The following is a 16,678-nucleotide window of genomic DNA, read 5'->3' as shown; positions in this document are numbered from 1 at the left end:
CTTGCTTGTTGTTTCTTTAGTAGCTCTCCTGAGTACATGTGCTTTACCTTAACATGTAAAAAGTCCTTTAAAAGTCGTTTTTCTATTTTAAACTTACATAAACAATGTAATCTAAATAAAACAGCTTATTATTATGATTTCATAGTGTATTCTTTTCTTAATAATCCTAACCACTCCAAGGAGTAAACGCATGTCGTTTAAAGCAAAAATTATCGTAACCATCTCCGTATTGATGTTTCTCAGTTTAGGCATCTTTAGTCTCTTTAGCTACATTGATACCAAGAAAAATAGCGTTGTGCAAATTGAAGCCAGCCTTCAAATGGCATCACGGGCATTAACGGATTATATCGACCTCTGGGTTGCTTCTAAAAAAAGTGGTGTGGCTGGAGCTGCGCGCTCTTTGACCAACAGTAATACAATGGATGATGCTGAATTAGAAGCTAAACTCAAAGAGATGAGTAAAACATTTGATGCAATGGAATCCTACGCTGGCTTTGAAGATGGCAAAATGATCTATGGTAGCGGCAAGAAAAAAGCCGAAGGATACGATCCACGCTCTCGTGGTTGGTATAAACAGGCAAAAACGGAAGGCAAAGTCGGCATTACCGACGCGTATGTAGGAGCAACTGCTAAAGTGCTTATGGTAACCGTTATGGCACCTATTATAAAAAACAATACCATGATCGGTGTTGTAGGAATTGATCTTCCCTTAGAAACTTTGGTAAAAGCCGTTGGTGATGTCAATTTTAATGGAGGATACGGGATACTCCTTGATACCAAAAAAATGATCGTCGCACACCCTAAAAAAGAACTCCTTGGAACAGAATCAACGCTTAGCAAAGAATTTAAAGAGAAAAAAGAGGGCTTTATTGAGTATGAATTCCAAGGTTCCAATAAAATTTTTGCCTTTAAAGTATCGGCTGAGACAGGCTGGACACCTGGTATTACCTTTGATAAAGAGACTGCCTATGCCTTTTTGAGTGCTCAAATTAGAGACTTAATGCTTATGGGGCTTGTCATGCTGATCCTCTCAATCGGAATCATGATCATCTTGATAAAAGCCCTTCTACGCCCGCTTGATCACCTCAATGATGTAGTCAAAGAACTCTCAAGTGCAGAAGGTGATCTTAGACAAAGACTTCAAGCTACTGCCAATGATGAATTTGCACAAGTTTCTCGTAACATTAACAAGTTCATTGAAAAACTCCATGAGATTGTGAAAAAGTCTAAAACGATTAGTAATGAAAATGCTTCTATCTCAGAAGAACTCTCACGAACAGCATCTGAAGTTGTAAGAAATGTGGATACAGAATCTAAAATTGTTGAAAATACCAAAGAAGAAGGTATTGCATTAGTCAAATCCATTGAATGCTCTGTTGTAAAAGCTAAAGACTCTCAAAAAGCACTCAGTGATACCCAACAAGACATTTCAGATGTTAAAACTAAAGTAGAACAACTTGAACACACCATGCAAGCAACCGCAGCCAAAGAGCAAGGTTTAGCAGAACGTCTGAATACCGTCAGTCATAATGCTAATGAAGTGAAAGATGTCCTCAATATCATTCGTGATATTGCTGATCAAACAAACCTTCTTGCCCTTAATGCTGCGATTGAAGCGGCACGTGCAGGTGAACATGGACGAGGCTTTGCGGTTGTTGCCGATGAAGTACGTAAACTTGCTGAACGAACGCAAAAGAGCTTGGTAGAGATTGATGCAACCATCAATGTCGTGGTTCAATCTATTATGGATGCCAATACAGATATTACTGCAAATGCACAAGAAGTCAATGCCTTAGCTTCTATCTCAATAGAACTGCAAGATGGTATGAATAATGTCGCAAACATCATTCATAAAACCATTGATGAATCACACCATACGGTTAATGACTTTATTGATACGGCTTCTAAAATCAAAAAGATCGTCGATGAAATCGAAAAGATCAATGTGATCTCTAAAGAGAATGTGGGAAGCATCGACAATGTTTCTCAAGCCAGTGAACATTTACATGTTATGACTGAAAATCTCAACAACGAGCTTGGCAAGTTTAAGTCGTAACACTTTTACTCCAAGTAAAGCGTTTCTTTGCTTGGAGTATATCCCTGTGTGACATTTTGTGTTAGAATAACTTAATGTAATTTGATATAGGGGGATTAATATGCAATTCAAAACAAAAGTTACACTCACCATCTCAGCACTTATGTTTCTGAGTCTTACCATTTTTGGTTTTTTTAGCTACATTGATACGAAAAAAAATAGTGTTATTCAAGTCGAGTCTAGCATCCAAATGGCGTCACGCTCGTTGAGTGATTATATTGACCTTTGGATCTCTTCTAAAAAAGACGTTGTCGATGCAACCGCTCGCTCACTCTCCACTATTGCATCCTTGAGTGAGGATGAAATCAAAACAAAACTACAAGAAACAACCAAAACTATTGGGGGTGTTGACTCTTTCATTGGATTTGAAAATGGCAAAATGCTCTACGGAAGTGGTGCAAAAGTAGCTGCTGGATTTGATCCACGCACACGTCCTTGGTATATTACAGCTAAGACATCTAAGCAAGCAGGAGCCAGTGACGCATTTATCAGCTCTAGTACCAAAAAATACGTTGTTGCCGTCATGGCACCTATCTTTCACAATGGTACACTTGTCGGTGTTATTGCAACCAATATTGAACTAGATGCTCTCTTTAAAACCCTTTCCGACATTAACTTTAATGGTGGCTACGGAGTCCTTACCGATACCAAAGGCGTTTTAATCGCGCACCCCAATAAAGAGCTATTAGGAAAAGACCTCGCTACATTAGTCCCTGAATTAACACGACAATTCGGAGACAAAAAAGAGGCGATTGTCAACTACACATTTAACGGTATTGAAAAAATATTTGCCTATAAAATCTCAACTGAAACAGGCTGGACCCCCGCTATCACCTTTGATAAATCCGCAGCGTATACTTTTTTATCTGCGCAAATTCAAGAACTTTTTTTCATGGGGCTGGTTATGCTTATCGTCTCCATCGGTGTCATGATCTTTTTCATCAAAAAACTCCTTATGCCTCTTGATAATCTTAATAATGTTGTAGAAGCGCTCTCAAGTAGCGATGGAGATCTTCGCCAAAGACTCATTGTAGAGCATAAAGATGAGTTTGGACATGTTTCACTTAGTATCAATAAATTTATTGAAAAACTGCATGAAATTGTCAAAAAATCTAAAACCATTAGCAATGAAAATGCTTCTATCTCTGAAGAACTCTCACGTACCGCCACGGAAGTCGTCAAAAATGTCGATGCTGAATCCAAGATCGTAGAAAATACAAAACAAGAAGGGTTAGCGTTAACCAAGACCATTGAGGCTTCCGTGGAAAAAGCCAAAGCGTCTCAACAGATTTTGCAACAAACGCAAACAGACATCAGCGATGTGAAAAATAAAGTCGAACACCTTGAAACTACCATGCAAGCAACGGCACTAAAAGAGCAAAGCTTGGCTGAGCGTCTTCATACTGTCAGCCAAAATGCGAATGAAGTTAAAGAAGTTTTGAATATTATTCGTGAAATTGCAGACCAAACCAACCTTCTTGCCCTTAATGCTGCGATTGAAGCAGCACGTGCGGGTGAGCATGGACGTGGATTTGCGGTTGTTGCGGATGAAGTACGTAAACTTGCCGAACGTACGCAAAAAAGTTTAGTGGAAATTGATGCAACGATTAATGTGGTCGTTCAATCTATTATGGATGCCAACACTGACATTGCGACCAATGCTAGTGAAGTCATTGCGTTAGCCGCCGTCTCTGTTGAATTACAAGAAGAGATGAATACCATTGCTACTATCATCCACAAAACAACCCAAGACACCCATGTCACGGTTGAAAGTTTCATAGACACCTCAACACGCATTAAACATATCGTCAATGAAATTGAAAAAATAAATGTCATCTCCAAAGAAAATGTCACCAGCATTGACAATGTTTCGCAGGCATCTGAGCATTTACATGTAATGACCGAAAACCTTAACAACGAACTGGGAAAATTCAAGTCATAAACTCTCAATACACTCTGATGTCCAAGCTAAGTATGATTCTTGGACATCAAAGATAACTACCTTGATTTACAACATTTTTTTAATATTTTCGCCATCAAAAGATGCTATAATCTTAAGATTTCAGTCAAAAAAAGACTCTAATCCTCATTAAAAGTCTCATTTAGGTCACAAGTAAGGCGCTATAATAAAAATCTCAACGTTAATAATTCAGTTCCAAATAGATATAACTGTATTGTACATGTAAACACACTATCACATAAAAAAGGGGTCATTTATGAACTTCAAGACGAAAGTTACCCTCATTATCGCACTTTTAATCTGTATCAGCCTTACAGCATTTGGTGTGGTAAGTTACATCGATACCAAGAAAAATAGCATTATTCAAGTCGAGGCAAACCTCAAAATGGCTTCACGCTCTCTAACAGATTATATTGACCTGTGGATTTTGAGTAAGAAACATAGCCTAGAAAGCTCAGCACGTATGCTTACAGATATTGAAAATATGAGTGAAGCACAAGTCAAAGCGATACTTAAAGAAACAACCAAAGCAACAGAAGGACGTGATAGCTTTTTGGGGATTGAAGCCAGTGGCATTATGATCTATGGTAGTGATACTATCCCAAAAGTTGACCCACGTGCTCGAGCATGGTACATTATGGGAAAAGCAACAGGTAAACCTGGTATGACAGATATTTACCGTGGATCTGCCGATCCGATCGATCTTGTTGCCGTTATGGCACCTATCGTTAAAAATGGTAAAATGATTGGTGTAGTGGCAACCTCTTTTGAGCTCACTCGTATCGTTAAAGCGGTCAGCGACATTAACTTTAACGGTGGCTATGGAATGCTTTTGGATGCCAAAAAAACGGTTATCGCACACCCGAAAGCTGATCGTTTAGGGAAAGAGTCTGTTTTAGCTCCAAAAATCAAGGATGAACCTGAAGGAATTATTGAATTTCATTTAGACACCACTAAGCTTTTTGCATTTAAAAGATCAGAAGAAACCAGTTGGATTCCTGGAATTGTTTTTGAAAAAGAGTCTGCGTACGAGTTCCTAAATGGTCAAATCAAAGAACTTTTTGTTATGGGTCTGATCATGCTGATACTCTCCGTCGCTATTATGGCTTTTTTAATTAAAATACTTCTTGATCCCCTCGATAAGCTTAACAACGTTGTCAAAGATCTTTCCAGTAGTGAAGGTGATCTTAGACAAAGACTTCAATCTTCAACCCACGACGAATTTGGACAAGTTTCAGGCAACATCAACAAATTTATTGAAAAACTCCATGAAATTGTTAAAAAATCTAAAGAGATCAGTAATGAAAATGCATCTATCTCGGAAGAGCTTTCACGTACCGCTTCTGAAGTTGTACGAAATGTCGATGCCGAGTCTAAAATTGTGAGTAAAACCAAAGACAGTGGTATTGCACTTACCAGCGCAATTGAAGCTTCTGTCGAAAAAGCAACCGCATCGCAAGAGGCATTGCGTAAAACACAACAAGACATCAATACGGTTAAAAATCAAGCGGAACAACTTGAGCGCACAATGCAAGAGACGGCTGTCAAAGAACAAGGGTTAGCAGATCGTCTCAATACGGTAAGCCACAATGCCAATGAGGTCAAAGAAGTTCTTAGTATCATTCGTGATATTGCCGATCAAACAAACCTTCTAGCCCTTAATGCTGCGATCGAAGCGGCACGTGCAGGTGAGCATGGACGCGGATTTGCGGTTGTTGCCGATGAAGTGCGTAAACTTGCCGAACGTACGCAAAAGAGCTTGGTAGAGATTGATGCAACCATTAATGTGGTTGTTCAATCTATTATGGATGCCAATACCGACATTGCCCATAATGCACAAGAAGTCAATGCTTTAGCATCTATTTCTATTGAGTTGCAAAATGGTATGAACAATATCGATACAACCATTCAAAAAACCATTGAAGATGCACATGCAACCGTTGATAACTTTGTCCATACCGCAACACAAATCAAGGGAATGGTTGAAGAGATCGAGAAGATCAATGTGATTTCGAAAGAGAATGTCACTAGCATTGACAATGTCTCTCAGGCATCTGAGCACCTTCACTCAATGACAGAGAATCTTAACAACGAATTAGGAAAATTTAAATCCTAAACCTTAAACCTCGGCGAGGAGCTTTATCACCTCGCTGGGAGTTTTCATTAAATGCTTCGCTCCATGTTCTCTAAGCTCCGCTTCTTCCCTAAATCCCCATAATGCGCCAAGCGCTATCATTCCTGCACTATTAGCTGTTTGCATGTCGATCATCGTATCACCTAAATAATAACACTCTTCAGGCTTTACATGTAAAAGTTCGCTAATGTCCAAAGCACCCTTAGGATGAGGCTTTCTGGGCACACCTTCACGTGCGCCGTAAACCACGTCAAATTTCCATTCACGCAAATATTTGATGGCACATAACTTTGTAAAACTATCGGGTTTGTTGGAAAGAATGGCCATCTTAAAGTCTCTTTTTTGAAGGAAGCTTAGCATTTTACTAATGCCATCATATAGCTTGGTATTTTGGTTAAACTGTTTAGCGTAATGACTTTCAAAAAGCGCAACCGCTTTTTGAATCGTCTCTTTATCTTGAAGATGAGAGGCAAAGATGTTTTCAAAGAGTTTGAAAACACCCTCCCCTACAAAATAGCGGTATTTTTGAGATTCTTCAGCTTTAAAACCAAGCGAAGTTAATGCAAAATTGGCACTGATGGCAATATCTTCTAATGTATCAAGAAGTGTACCATCAAGGTCAAAAATGATGACCCTACTCATACTAGCACTTGCAGCCTACACCACTGCTTTTTTGATAAGCAACGCCAAGTGTTGTACAGACTTTCTCAGTAATTGCATCCGATGTTAAGCCAAATTTTTCAAACAGAAGTTCAGCAGGTGCGCTTGCGCCAAAGCGTTTCATACCAATCACTTCATCGGCAAAGCGGTACCACTCTAGCCCAGCACTTGCTTCAATTGCAAAAGTCTTTGTTTTAGGATCAATAATCGTGTCAATATACGCTTTATCTTGCTCTACCAAAAGATCAAAACAAGGTACACTTACTATGTTTGTAATAACACCCATTTTAGTCAGCATACAACCTACTTCAAGAGCCATATACACTTCACTACCACTTGCAAGTAATGTTACCGTAGCATTGTCGCGCTTTTTCAGCAAATACCCGCCATTTTCAACGTCCCCATACGCTCTATCATCTTTCAAAGCTTTCAGCTTTTGACGTGAACAAACAAATGCTGCAGGCGCTTGCATACTGAGCGCTTTTTGCCATGCTTTAACGTTCTCTCTACCATCGCATGGGCGGTAAACGTAGAAGTTTGGAAGTGCTCTAAATTGGCTCAGTTGCTCGATTGGTTGATGCGTTGGGCCATCTTCTCCCACACCGATGCTATCATGTGTCCAGATGTAAAAGTTTTTCAGTTTCATCAATGCGGCTAAACGCACAGAAGGTTTCATATAATCACTAAAGATGAAGAACGTTGCCCCAAATGGAATGAATAATCCATACAGAGCAAAAGCATTGATAATCGCGCCCATTGCATGCTCACGAATACCAAAGTGAATGTTACGACCAAAGGGAAAATCACCCATACCGTTCAGCTCACTTTTATTGGAAGGGCCAAGGTCTGCACTACCGCCTAAGAAGCTAGGAATCGCTTTGGCAATGGCATTGAGAATTTTTCCATTGCTATCACGCGTTGCCACATCACTCTCAAAATTTGGCCACTCGATCTTTGAAAAATCAGGCTTTAGTAGTGCTTCAAGCAATGCTTTTTGCTCAACACTTAAACCGTTTTTAACCAGTGCATTCCAGTTTGCTTCTGCAAGATCTCCTTTTTCAAGGGCACAGTTAAAGCGAGCACGTACATCTTCATCAACACTAAAACTTTTTTCGGGATCAAACCCTGCTTTCTTTTTAGAATTTTCAATCTCTTCACATCCTAAAGGTGAACCATGCGCATGGTGACTGCCTTCCATCTCACAAGCACCTTTAGCAATCGTTGTATCGGCAATAATCAAATAAGGCTTTGTTTGCTCTTTAGCTTGCTCTAACACTTCATTGATTTCATCGTAATTATGCCCATCAATGCGTGATACTTCCCAGCCTTGCGCTTCAAAACGTTGCTTAACATCTTCACTCCATGCAATAGAAGTATCACCTTCAATCGTAATGGCATTGCTATCGTATATAACCACTAAGTTATCTAAAGAAAGATGCCCCGCCAGTGAACACGCCTCATAACTAATGCCTTCTTGGAGGTCACCATCGCCACATAAACAGTAAACTTTATGGGTAATGACTTCTGCTTTTGGTGTGTTTAAAAGTGTGGCTGCATATTTGGTTGCCATTGCAAAACCAATGGCATTGGAAATTCCTTGACCTAATGGGCCTGTGGTGACTTCCACACCTGGAACATCGCCATACTCGGGGTGACCTGGTGTTTTACTTCCCAGTTGTCTAAAATTTTGAAGATCTTCTAGGCTAATGTCATAACCGCTTAAATGTAAAAAAGAATAAACAAGTGCTGACGCGTGTCCACCACTAAATACTAAACGATCACGATTTAACCATTTTGGATTTTTAGGATTGTGCGTAATGTGTCGTGCTAAAATTGTGACGATATCTGCCAGTCCCATAGGCGCACCAGGGTGTCCACTGTTTGCGCGTTGAACCATATCTGCTGCCAAAAAACGAATCGTATCGGCTTGTTTTTTTAATATTTTTTTATTTTCCATAGTCTCTTTATCCTTTAAAATATGCTTCAACAATGCTTTTTAGTCTTTTCGACAAAGCCGCATCGAGCTTACTTAACTCACCATCCAACTCTAGAAGAAGTTTTTGCTTCTCTTTTTTAGCTTCCTCAAGCCCTAGCAAATTCACAAATGAGTTTTTATGTCCATCATTTTGTGTTGGCTTTCCAGCTTCTTCACTGGTCAACGTTGCATCAATAATGTCATCTTGAACTTGAAACAAAAGCCCCAGTTTGAGTCCAAACTGATAAAGAACCTCTTGTGTAGCTTTATCCAGTTCACAGATCACTGCGCCCATCACAAGTGATGCTGCTATCAATTTAGCCGTTTTATGCAGATGTAAAAAGGTAAGCTCTTCAATATTTAGAGGCGTATCTTCAAAAAAGCAGTCAATTGCTTGCCCAAGAACCATGCCATAAATGCCAGAATCTCCAGAAAGAATAGAAACGAGTTTGATTTTAATCTCAGCACTCAGAGGTGCATTGGCTAAAAGATAAAACGCATGGGTATTAAGAGCATCTCCAATGAGAACGGCGGTCGTCTCATCATAGCTTACATGTAAAGTGGGATGACCCCGTCTAAGCGCTGCATTATCCATACATGGAAGGTCATCATGGATCAGCGAATAGGTATGCATCATCTCTAAACCAAGCGCTACATGTAAAGCATTTTCAACGAGAAGTGGTCTTGAACTCTCAACAACACTGAGAAGTAAAAGCGGACGAAATCGTTTTCCACCCACATCAAGCATTTCGCCAAAAGCGTGGCTAAAATGGGGGTGAAAACTTTGAATAACGGGAAGCTTTGCTTTTAAAAATGCTTCAAACTTTCCTACTAACTCTTTAGAACTCAAAACTTCCCTTTCAACGATTCAGTGTTACAAAAAATTGAAAATCATCACGGTCAAACAAAAGGCTCACTTCGCGGTTACGATTTTTTGCTAAATAAGTATCCGCTTCAGCCATACGATCCACAGGGAGTTGATCGACTTGCATTAAGCGATCACCTACTTTAAGACCACTTTGTTCAGCAAAAGAACCACGTGCTATATCTTTAATTCTGAGCTCACTATCAAACTTAAAGCCTTTCGTTTGCAGATAACTCTCTTTTTTCTTTTCAGGCAATGGCACTTTTTTTGATTCAACTTTTTTAGTAGCAGATTTTGATGCCAAAATATTCTCTTCGATCCATGCGTTATCACGCTGAATTTGAGCACTTACTTTGGTGAGATCTTTAAATGTTTTAAGCGCTTCCGTAAACTCTGTAATATTACTTACTTTTTTACCATTCAGCAATGTGATTTTATCACCCGCTTTGAGCTTTGCATCTTTAAAAGAAAGATCAACAAAATCAACAACAACACTTTCATTACTATCAATGACACGGACTCCAAGCTCTGGAAACGAAGCGGATTGCCCTTTAATAAAACGATCTAACTCTTCTGAACTGATAAAAAATTTATCGCCAATGCCTAATCCATACATTTCGCAACAAAGACCGCCTACAAGACTATTGACCTCACCTACACCACCAAATTCAAACAATTCATTACCACTTTTACCTATTTTGGAAGCATTGACAGCCACTAAAGAGTTATCGGTCATACTGACAAGCCATTCACCCATTTTAAGTTCACTGGTTGATTTTAATTTGACAGGAATAAGCGGTTTTGGGGAATCAAACAGATATAGATTAGAGTAAGCATCGTACTTCACATACGAAACACTTGGTTTCTCTTTTGAGTAAGCAACCGCTTGTTTTTCGCTAATAGCAACAGCGCGTGTTTTACCAAAATAGACAACAGATTGTCTATTCTTTTCATAACACTGTGAAAAATCAGGATAAACAAACTCTGCTTTAGAAGCAGGTACTGGTGCTTCAGCCGCATAAAGGGCTTGTAGTATTAAAAAAAGAAAGAGACCTAGACGTTTCACATACTGCTCCTTAACTTTTTGCGCCAAATCCACCAATGCCTGAGAGCATTTGAGTTGTCGCTAGTTTTTTATTATCTTCTACCATTTTGGAAACATCGTTCATTGCACTTATGAGTAAAATTTGTAATGATTCTTTATCGCTTAAAAGCGAATCATCAAGCGTGATATCGATCACTTCGCCATTACCATCCATACTCACGCTCACCATTCCACCACCACTTTTAGCGGTGAACTGTTTATGGCTTGCATCTTCGTGCATCTTTTGGGCTTGTTTTTGTGCTTCTTCAAGCATTGCTCCCACTTTGGAAAGATCAAAATTGTCAAACATTAGATGTAGTCTCTTACTTCAACCATAGCATTGCTATCATCGACTAAAACAACCGTTGGTTTAAATGTTACCATTTCAGCTTTGGTCATATGGGCATAAGCAATGATGATAATTTTATCGCCAATGTGCGCTTTACGTGCTGCTGCACCATTGAGACAAATGTCTTTTCCACCTGCTTTACCCTCAATGACATAGGTCGTAAAGCGCTCACCATTATTGATGTTGACTACTTCGACTTTTTGTCCTACGCTCAGATTGGAAGCCTCTATTAACTCTTTATCGATTGTAATGGAACCTACATAGTTCAAGTTAGCATCCGTGACAGTAGCCCTGTGAATTTTACTGTATAACATCTCAAGCGTCATCGCTTTTCTACCTCTTTAAGTTTAAGAAATTTGTTTATTTTACCCTATTTTTGCTTAGCCCATTGAGCGATGATATTTCGAACGACTTTTCGATCATCGAAAGGAAACTTTTTACCTTGAATCTCTTGATAGGTTTCATCACCTTTGCCAAGAATTAAAAGTACCTCATTTTTTTCTTGCATCATCAGTGCTTTTTCAATCGCTTTATGGCGATCTGTTTCTACATGTAAATGCTCTTTGGGGTGCATTCCAGTCAAAATTTCATTAATAATACTTTGCGGGTCTTCTGAACGAGGGTTATCACTGGTCACGACGATCTTTTTAGCAAAGCGTTCAGCCATGGCTCCCATTTTAGGTCGCTTAGTCCGATCTCTATCGCCTCCTGCTCCAAAAACCACCACAAGATCGCGCTCTTTCATACTATCAAGCACCTTCTCCATACCATCAGGTGTGTGGGCGAAATCAACGATAACCAAAGGATCACTGCTGACCACTTCCATACGACCTTCTACACCGCCAAAGTGCCCTACCGCTTCACAAATAGCCTCCATAGGGGAAACACCTAACATATCAACAGCGCTAATCGCAGCAAGAATGTTGTAGAGGTTAAAAAAGCCATGTAAAGATGACTCAAATTCGTACACTTTTTCAATTTTTGCAACCGCTGCACTAATACCTTCTTTAAGCGAATAGGCAAGAATTTTATAGGTTGCAGGATGCTCAATGCCATAACTCATTGCATTGGTACGATTAAAACGAATTTTACTCTCATCTTTGTTGATGAGTTTTAAACTCTCATCTTCGAAAAAGCGACTTTTTACGGCAATATATTCATCAATCGTTTTGTGAAAATCAAGATGATCTTGCGTCACATTGGTCAAAATTTTCAATGCGAAAGAGAGCCCATCAATACGATTTTGAACAATCGCATGGGAACTCACTTCCATAACGAAGTACTCACATCCCGCGTCCATTGCCATTTTAAGATTTTTAATGGTTTGTAAAATAGGAGGTGTTGTTAGGCTCTTGTCTTCAATGCGAACATCGTTAATAAAACAACCTCGCGTTCCTTGCAAACCTACCTTTTTACCTAAATCAAGCAATATGGAGTATATAGCAGCAGCTGTTGTTGTTTTACCATTTGTACCCGTAATCCCGATAATTTTAATGGCACCATTAATGCCTAGCAGCTCTAAACACTCTTTAGGTGAGATGATTTTAGTACAGCCATGATCAATAGCACTTTGCTTATACATAGCATTTTGATCACTCATAACAAAGATACTAAAAGCGTCACATTCATTTGAATTATCCGTTACATGTAAAAATGGAGCATGGTTTTTGAGTTCTATTTTCAAGTGTTCTCTATTTATGTGCTTTTTTGATAAGCGAAAGCAGTTGCTCATCGTTGGGGAAAAGAGTGACAGCACTCTCAAGGTAGTTTAGGGACATTTCAATAAATCCATTTTCAATCAATTTTGCTAAAAAATCAACAAAATCTTCTTTTTTGGAAATAATCACTTTGGTTGAAAACATAATGTCTTCAAAAGCTTCTTTAAAACTTCCACGTGATTCGATTAAGGTCATAAAATCTTCATATTTGATGCCATTTTCGGCATTAATACGTGCTTCCAGATCACTCTCTTTAAATAAATGAGCTATTTTTTCGCTGTGTTCTTCTACTGAGTTAATGATCTCTTCCATGACCTCTTCACAATCTTCAGCACCATTTTCTTTGGTTAAAATGTAATATTCAAACAAAGCCATTGCTTGTTCTTCATTTTGCGTTGCCATATCGCATAAAATAGCACCGATACGCGCTTCTTTGGATTGAGGATCAACATTCAGAGCTAATGCAAATTGAAGCATTGCTTCATTGAAGTTTTTCGCATAAAATTTTTCAATACCTTTTTTAATATACGCGTTCATTACTCTCCCACTGCTTCAAATTCATACTCCATACCTGGTAAAATATTTACAACTTCAAGTTCAGGATGGATATCAATTCTTAATTGTCTCTCTATTCCATATTTAAGTGTCTGACCACTGGATGCACAACCTTGACATGCACCTTGAAGCTGAACAAAAACACGTCCGCCTTTAATGCCTAATAATGTTAGTCCACCGCCGTCTAATGCAAGCATTGGCTTAATTTTTTCAAGTGATTTTTCAACAACGGGAAGCAACTCGTCATCACTAAATGGTATCATAGATTCTCCTATAGCAAAAGTATCTAATTTAACAATAGTTTGAGTTAAAAGTGACTTAATTTTTTAGAAGGATTGGAGTAGTTTAGGGTAAAAAAATTTTAACGAAGATAGTCTTTGGGGACAGAGAGTCCCCAAGACAAAAAAGTAAGATTAGACGAGCTCTAAAAACGCCATAGGCGCTGCGTCGCCTTTTCTAATACGTGTTTTAATAATACGGGTGTAACCGCCATTTCTCTCAACATATTTAGGTGCGATCTCGTTGACCAATTTTTTTGTACACTCTTTATCTTGAAGCGCCGCAAAAACTGTTTTGTGAGCATGATCGCCACCAACTCCAGCTTTAGTAATCAACTTCTCAACAAAACCTCTAAGCTCTTTTGCTTTAGGAAGTGTTGTCTCGATTTTTTCATATTTAATGACCGCTATAGCCATGTTCTTCAACAACGCTGCTCTGTGTGATGAAGTACGACCAAGCTTTCTGTATCCGTGCTTATGTCTCATAAATTAACCCTCGTTGGCTTCAGATTTTAAATCTTCAATTTTTTTCTTGAGCAAACTTGCTGTCTCGTCAGAGAAATTATATCCGACAGGATAACCACTCTCTTCCATAACTTGTCTGATCTCTTCTAACGATTTTTTGCCTAGATTTTTGAGGTTCTTAAGTTCTAGCTCGCTCATAAGAGCAAGTTCGCCAATAAATTTAACCTCGGCTCTATCTAAACAGTTGAAGCTACGAGCACTCAGATTTAACTCTTCAATACTCTGTAATAGCTTTCCAAACTCCACGTTCTCATTAGAACTCTCACTTTTTGGAGCCACTGCAATATCCAAAATGCCATTAAATACTGACATTTGAGCATACATTGCTTCAAGTGAATTTTTAAAAGCTTCGATTGGAGAAACAAGTCCATCTGTTTCGATTGTGAAAACAATTTTCTCATAGTTAGGATTGTCTTCAACCAAAACATTCTCAATATCGTACACAGCTCTTTTTACAGGTGTAAAGAAAGCATCAAGTGCAATATAATCTTCTCCGACCAAACCTCTAATGTTCTCACTTGGAACATAGCCGATTCCTTTTTCAAGGATTAAAGAGAAGTTGAATTCTGCATCTTCATTGATTGTCGCCAAATATGCATCTGGTGTAACAATCTCAATTTGTGCATTCGCTAAATCACTTCCCTTAATCTCTTTTGGTCCAGTAAATGAGTAGTTAACCTCTACACGTTTCTCATCGCCCTTGATTTTGAAACGAATATTTTTAAGGTTAATGATGAAAAGAGCAACATCTTCAAGCATACCACGCATGCTATCAAATTCATGGGTTACGCCTTCAATCTTTACAGCCGTTGGGGCAGATCCTACTGTACTGCTTAAAAGCAATCTTCGTAAAGGATGCGCCAATGTTACCGCAAAACCAGATTCAAAAGGATATGCACTAATTTGAACCTTGTTTGCCGCAATATTCTCTACCTCAATTTCAGTTGGCATGTAAGCTGATGTATTGATTTTTTTCATATACTACCTACTTTATTATTTAGAGTATAGCTCAACGATTAATCTTTCTTCAACCGGAATAACTACTTCTTCTCTCTCAGGGATGCGTGTAAAAATACCCATTGCTTTTTCTCTTTCAACATCAACCCATGGTGCAATACCAGTTTGTTGTGTTAATTCAAGAGCTCTTTTTACTTGTGGGTTGTTTTTAGATTTTTCACAAACCTCTACTTTATCGCCAGCACGTACAACATATGAAGGAATGTCAACTCTGCTGCCATTCACTAAAATGTGTCCATGTGTGACTAATTGACGTGCAAATCTTCTTGTTGTTGCAAATCCCATACGGTAAACAACATTATCAAGTCTTCTTTCGATAAGAAGAACAAGGTTAATACCTGTATTTCCTTCTTTACGAGCTGCTTCGTCAAATATACGTCTGAATTGTTTTTCAGAAACTCCATACATAAATTTAGCTTTCTGTTTCTCTCTTAATTGGAGTCCATACTCACTAATTTTTGATCTTCTTTGTCCGTGTTGACCTGGTGCATATGGTCGCTTATCTAATGCGCTTTTACCAGCAAGTCTGCGCTCACCTTTAAGGGCTAAGCTGACACCAAGTCTTCTCTCGAGCTTTTCGACTGGTCCTCTATATCTTGCCATTTTTTCTCCTAATCTATTGCATAAACGAAAAAATTATTTTGTTTCTCTAAAAGAAGTTCTATTCTAAAGATTAGAATTAAACTCTTCTTCTTTTTGGAGGTCTACAGCCGTTGTGTGGAAGAGGTGTAATATCTTTTAGGAAAGACACTTTAATACCTTCTGTTGTACCAGCACTTTTTACCGCTGTCTCGCGACCACTGCCCGGGCCTTGAACTTTAATACCGATTTCTTTGAGACCATGCTCTTTTGCTTTAGTCAATGCATCTTCTACGGCTTGTTGTGCTGCATAAGGAGTAGATTTTTTACTACCCTTAAAGCCCAAACTACCTGCACTGCTCCAAGCAATAACATTTCCCATCTCATCAGTTACAGTTACGACAGTGTTATTAAATGTTGCAGAGATATAAATGATACCTTTTGCAATATTTTTCTTAACAACTTTTTTACGTACTACTTTTCTTTTTGCCATCTGTTTCCCTTTGAGACTTCGTTATTTAGCTTTAGCGCCAACGGTACGTTTTTTACCTTTTCGGGTACGCGCATTCGTTTTTGTTTTTTGTCCACGAACTGGCAAGCCTTTTCTGTGTCTAAGACCTCTATAGCTTCCCATATCCATCAAAGCTTTAATATCCATAGCCACTTTTTTACGAAGATCACCTTCTACTTGAAATCCAGCTTGGATCTCTTTACGAATCGAAGCAACTTCATCTTCACTTAGCTCATGAACTCTTTTATCAAACGAAATTCCAGTTGCTGTTAAAATAGCTCTAGAACTTGTCAAACCTATACCGTAGATGTATGTTAAACCATACTCTACTCTCTTTTTCATTGGAAGGTCTACACCTGCAATCCTTGCCATG

The 16,678-nt window shown here is 38.8% G+C and carries 17 protein-coding genes; 3 read left to right on the top strand and 14 right to left on the bottom strand.

Annotated elements, in window-relative coordinates:
• The first annotated feature begins 190 nt into the window (after positions 1–190).
• The 3 genes from SAR02S_RS09930 (at position 191) to SAR02S_RS09920 (ending at position 6,171) form a co-directional block, all read left to right on the top strand.
• A complete protein-coding gene (locus SAR02S_RS09930; protein ID WP_041959222.1) occupies positions 191–2,056 on the top strand; it encodes a methyl-accepting chemotaxis protein in 1,866 nt (621 codons plus the stop codon).
• Positions 2,057–2,156: 100 nt separating this feature from the next.
• Positions 2,157–4,037 (top strand): methyl-accepting chemotaxis protein, encoded by a 1,881-nt coding sequence (locus SAR02S_RS09925; protein WP_041959220.1) that lies wholly within the window; start codon positions 2,157–2,159, stop codon positions 4,035–4,037.
• Positions 4,038–4,311: 274 nt separating this feature from the next.
• A complete protein-coding gene (locus SAR02S_RS09920) occupies positions 4,312–6,171 on the top strand; it encodes a methyl-accepting chemotaxis protein (RefSeq protein WP_041959218.1) in 1,860 nt (619 codons plus the stop codon).
• Positions 6,172–6,174: 3 nt separating this feature from the next.
• Here SAR02S_RS09920 and SAR02S_RS09915 read toward each other — a convergent pair whose 3' ends face one another.
• From SAR02S_RS09915 to rpsM, 14 genes are all read right to left on the bottom strand, one after another.
• Positions 6,175–6,831 carry an HAD family hydrolase gene (locus SAR02S_RS09915; protein ID WP_041959217.1) on the bottom strand — a complete coding sequence of 219 codons (657 nt, stop codon included), beginning with the start codon at positions 6,829–6,831 and terminating at the stop codon, positions 6,175–6,177.
• Between the two features lies 1 nt (position 6,832).
• Complete coding sequence (gene tkt / locus SAR02S_RS09910) at positions 6,833–8,806, bottom strand: transketolase (protein WP_052433596.1); 1,974 nt, start codon at positions 8,804–8,806, stop codon at positions 6,833–6,835.
• A 7-nt stretch (positions 8,807–8,813) separates the two neighbouring features.
• Positions 8,814–9,674, bottom strand: a complete 861-nt coding sequence (locus SAR02S_RS09905; RefSeq protein WP_041959216.1) for a polyprenyl synthetase family protein — start codon at positions 9,672–9,674, stop codon at positions 8,814–8,816.
• Positions 9,675–9,684: 10 nt separating this feature from the next.
• Positions 9,685–10,755, bottom strand: coding sequence for a DUF7488 domain-containing protein (locus tag SAR02S_RS09900; RefSeq protein WP_041959215.1), 1,071 nt, complete (start codon positions 10,753–10,755; stop codon positions 9,685–9,687).
• A gap of 10 nt (positions 10,756–10,765) precedes the next feature.
• Complete coding sequence (locus SAR02S_RS09895) at positions 10,766–11,083, bottom strand: YbaB/EbfC family nucleoid-associated protein (protein ID WP_041959214.1); 318 nt, start codon at positions 11,081–11,083, stop codon at positions 10,766–10,768.
• Positions 11,083–11,448: an aspartate 1-decarboxylase gene (panD, locus tag SAR02S_RS09890; protein WP_041959213.1), complete on the bottom strand. Its 366-nt coding sequence runs from the start codon at positions 11,446–11,448 to the stop codon at positions 11,083–11,085. Before panD ends, SAR02S_RS09895 begins: the two co-directional genes overlap by 1 nt.
• Before the next feature lie 44 nt (positions 11,449–11,492).
• Entirely contained in the window at positions 11,493–12,806 is a 1,314-nt protein-coding gene (locus tag SAR02S_RS09885; RefSeq protein ID WP_041959212.1) for a UDP-N-acetylmuramoyl-L-alanyl-D-glutamate--2,6-diaminopimelate ligase, read from the bottom strand.
• Between the two features lie 7 nt (positions 12,807–12,813).
• Positions 12,814–13,377, bottom strand: a complete 564-nt coding sequence (locus tag SAR02S_RS09880; RefSeq protein WP_041959211.1) for a hypothetical protein — start codon at positions 13,375–13,377, stop codon at positions 12,814–12,816.
• Positions 13,377–13,658, bottom strand: a complete 282-nt coding sequence (locus tag SAR02S_RS09875) for a NifU family protein (RefSeq protein WP_041959210.1) — start codon at positions 13,656–13,658, stop codon at positions 13,377–13,379. The genes SAR02S_RS09880 and SAR02S_RS09875 overlap by 1 nt, the downstream gene beginning before the upstream one ends.
• A 150-nt stretch (positions 13,659–13,808) precedes the next feature.
• Positions 13,809–14,159, bottom strand: a complete 351-nt coding sequence (gene rplQ, locus SAR02S_RS09870) for a 50S ribosomal protein L17 (RefSeq protein ID WP_041959209.1) — start codon at positions 14,157–14,159, stop codon at positions 13,809–13,811.
• A gap of 3 nt (positions 14,160–14,162) precedes the next feature.
• A complete protein-coding gene (locus SAR02S_RS09865; protein ID WP_041959208.1) occupies positions 14,163–15,176 on the bottom strand; it encodes a DNA-directed RNA polymerase subunit alpha in 1,014 nt (337 codons plus the stop codon).
• A 15-nt stretch (positions 15,177–15,191) separates the two neighbouring features.
• Positions 15,192–15,818 carry a 30S ribosomal protein S4 gene (rpsD, locus tag SAR02S_RS09860; protein WP_037960752.1) on the bottom strand — a complete coding sequence of 209 codons (627 nt, stop codon included), beginning with the start codon at positions 15,816–15,818 and terminating at the stop codon, positions 15,192–15,194.
• Between the two features lie 76 nt (positions 15,819–15,894).
• The gene (rpsK, locus tag SAR02S_RS09855; RefSeq protein WP_014770213.1) at positions 15,895–16,287 is read right to left on the bottom strand and encodes a 30S ribosomal protein S11; all 393 of its coding nucleotides are present in this window, start codon (positions 16,285–16,287) and stop codon (positions 15,895–15,897) included.
• Between the two features lie 21 nt (positions 16,288–16,308).
• The gene (gene rpsM, locus SAR02S_RS09850; protein ID WP_041959207.1) at positions 16,309–16,677 is read right to left on the bottom strand and encodes a 30S ribosomal protein S13; all 369 of its coding nucleotides are present in this window, start codon (positions 16,675–16,677) and stop codon (positions 16,309–16,311) included.
• Between the last annotated feature and the right edge of the window lies 1 nt (position 16,678).

The sequence above is a fragment of the Sulfurospirillum arsenophilum NBRC 109478 genome, assembly GCF_000813345.1.
Lineage (GTDB): Bacteria > Campylobacterota > Campylobacteria > Campylobacterales > Sulfurospirillaceae > Sulfurospirillum > Sulfurospirillum arsenophilum.
The sequence above is the reverse complement of the archived record's forward strand: the minus strand, read 5'-3'. Positions and strand labels throughout refer to the sequence as shown.

Bases quoted from the DNA above. Each gene is read 5' to 3' on its own strand.
- panD (WP_041959213.1), bottom strand. From the start codon at position 11,448: ATGACGCTTGAGATGTTATACAGTAAAATTCACAGGGCTACTGTCACG.
- SAR02S_RS09930 (WP_041959222.1), top strand. From the start codon at position 191: ATGTCGTTTAAAGCAAAAATTATCGTAACCATCTCCGTATTGATGTTT.
- SAR02S_RS09880 (WP_041959211.1), bottom strand. From the start codon at position 13,377: ATGAACGCGTATATTAAAAAAGGTATTGAAAAATTTTATGCGAAAAAC.
- rplQ (WP_041959209.1), bottom strand. From the start codon at position 14,159: ATGAGACATAAGCACGGATACAGAAAGCTTGGTCGTACTTCATCACAC.
- SAR02S_RS09875 (WP_041959210.1), bottom strand. From the start codon at position 13,658: ATGATACCATTTAGTGATGACGAGTTGCTTCCCGTTGTTGAAAAATCA.
- SAR02S_RS09895 (WP_041959214.1), bottom strand. From the start codon at position 11,083: ATGTTTGACAATTTTGATCTTTCCAAAGTGGGAGCAATGCTTGAAGAA.
- SAR02S_RS09915 (WP_041959217.1), bottom strand. From the start codon at position 6,831: ATGAGTAGGGTCATCATTTTTGACCTTGATGGTACACTTCTTGATACA.
- SAR02S_RS09865 (WP_041959208.1), bottom strand. From the start codon at position 15,176: ATGAAAAAAATCAATACATCAGCTTACATGCCAACTGAAATTGAGGTA.
- tkt (WP_052433596.1), bottom strand. From the start codon at position 8,806: ATGGAAAATAAAAAAATATTAAAAAAACAAGCCGATACGATTCGTTTT.
- SAR02S_RS09920 (WP_041959218.1), top strand. From the start codon at position 4,312: ATGAACTTCAAGACGAAAGTTACCCTCATTATCGCACTTTTAATCTGT.
- rpsM (WP_041959207.1), bottom strand. From the start codon at position 16,677: ATGGCAAGGATTGCAGGTGTAGACCTTCCAATGAAAAAGAGAGTAGAG.
- rpsD (WP_037960752.1), bottom strand. From the start codon at position 15,818: ATGGCAAGATATAGAGGACCAGTCGAAAAGCTCGAGAGAAGACTTGGT.
- SAR02S_RS09925 (WP_041959220.1), top strand. From the start codon at position 2,157: ATGCAATTCAAAACAAAAGTTACACTCACCATCTCAGCACTTATGTTT.
- rpsK (WP_014770213.1), bottom strand. From the start codon at position 16,287: ATGGCAAAAAGAAAAGTAGTACGTAAAAAAGTTGTTAAGAAAAATATT.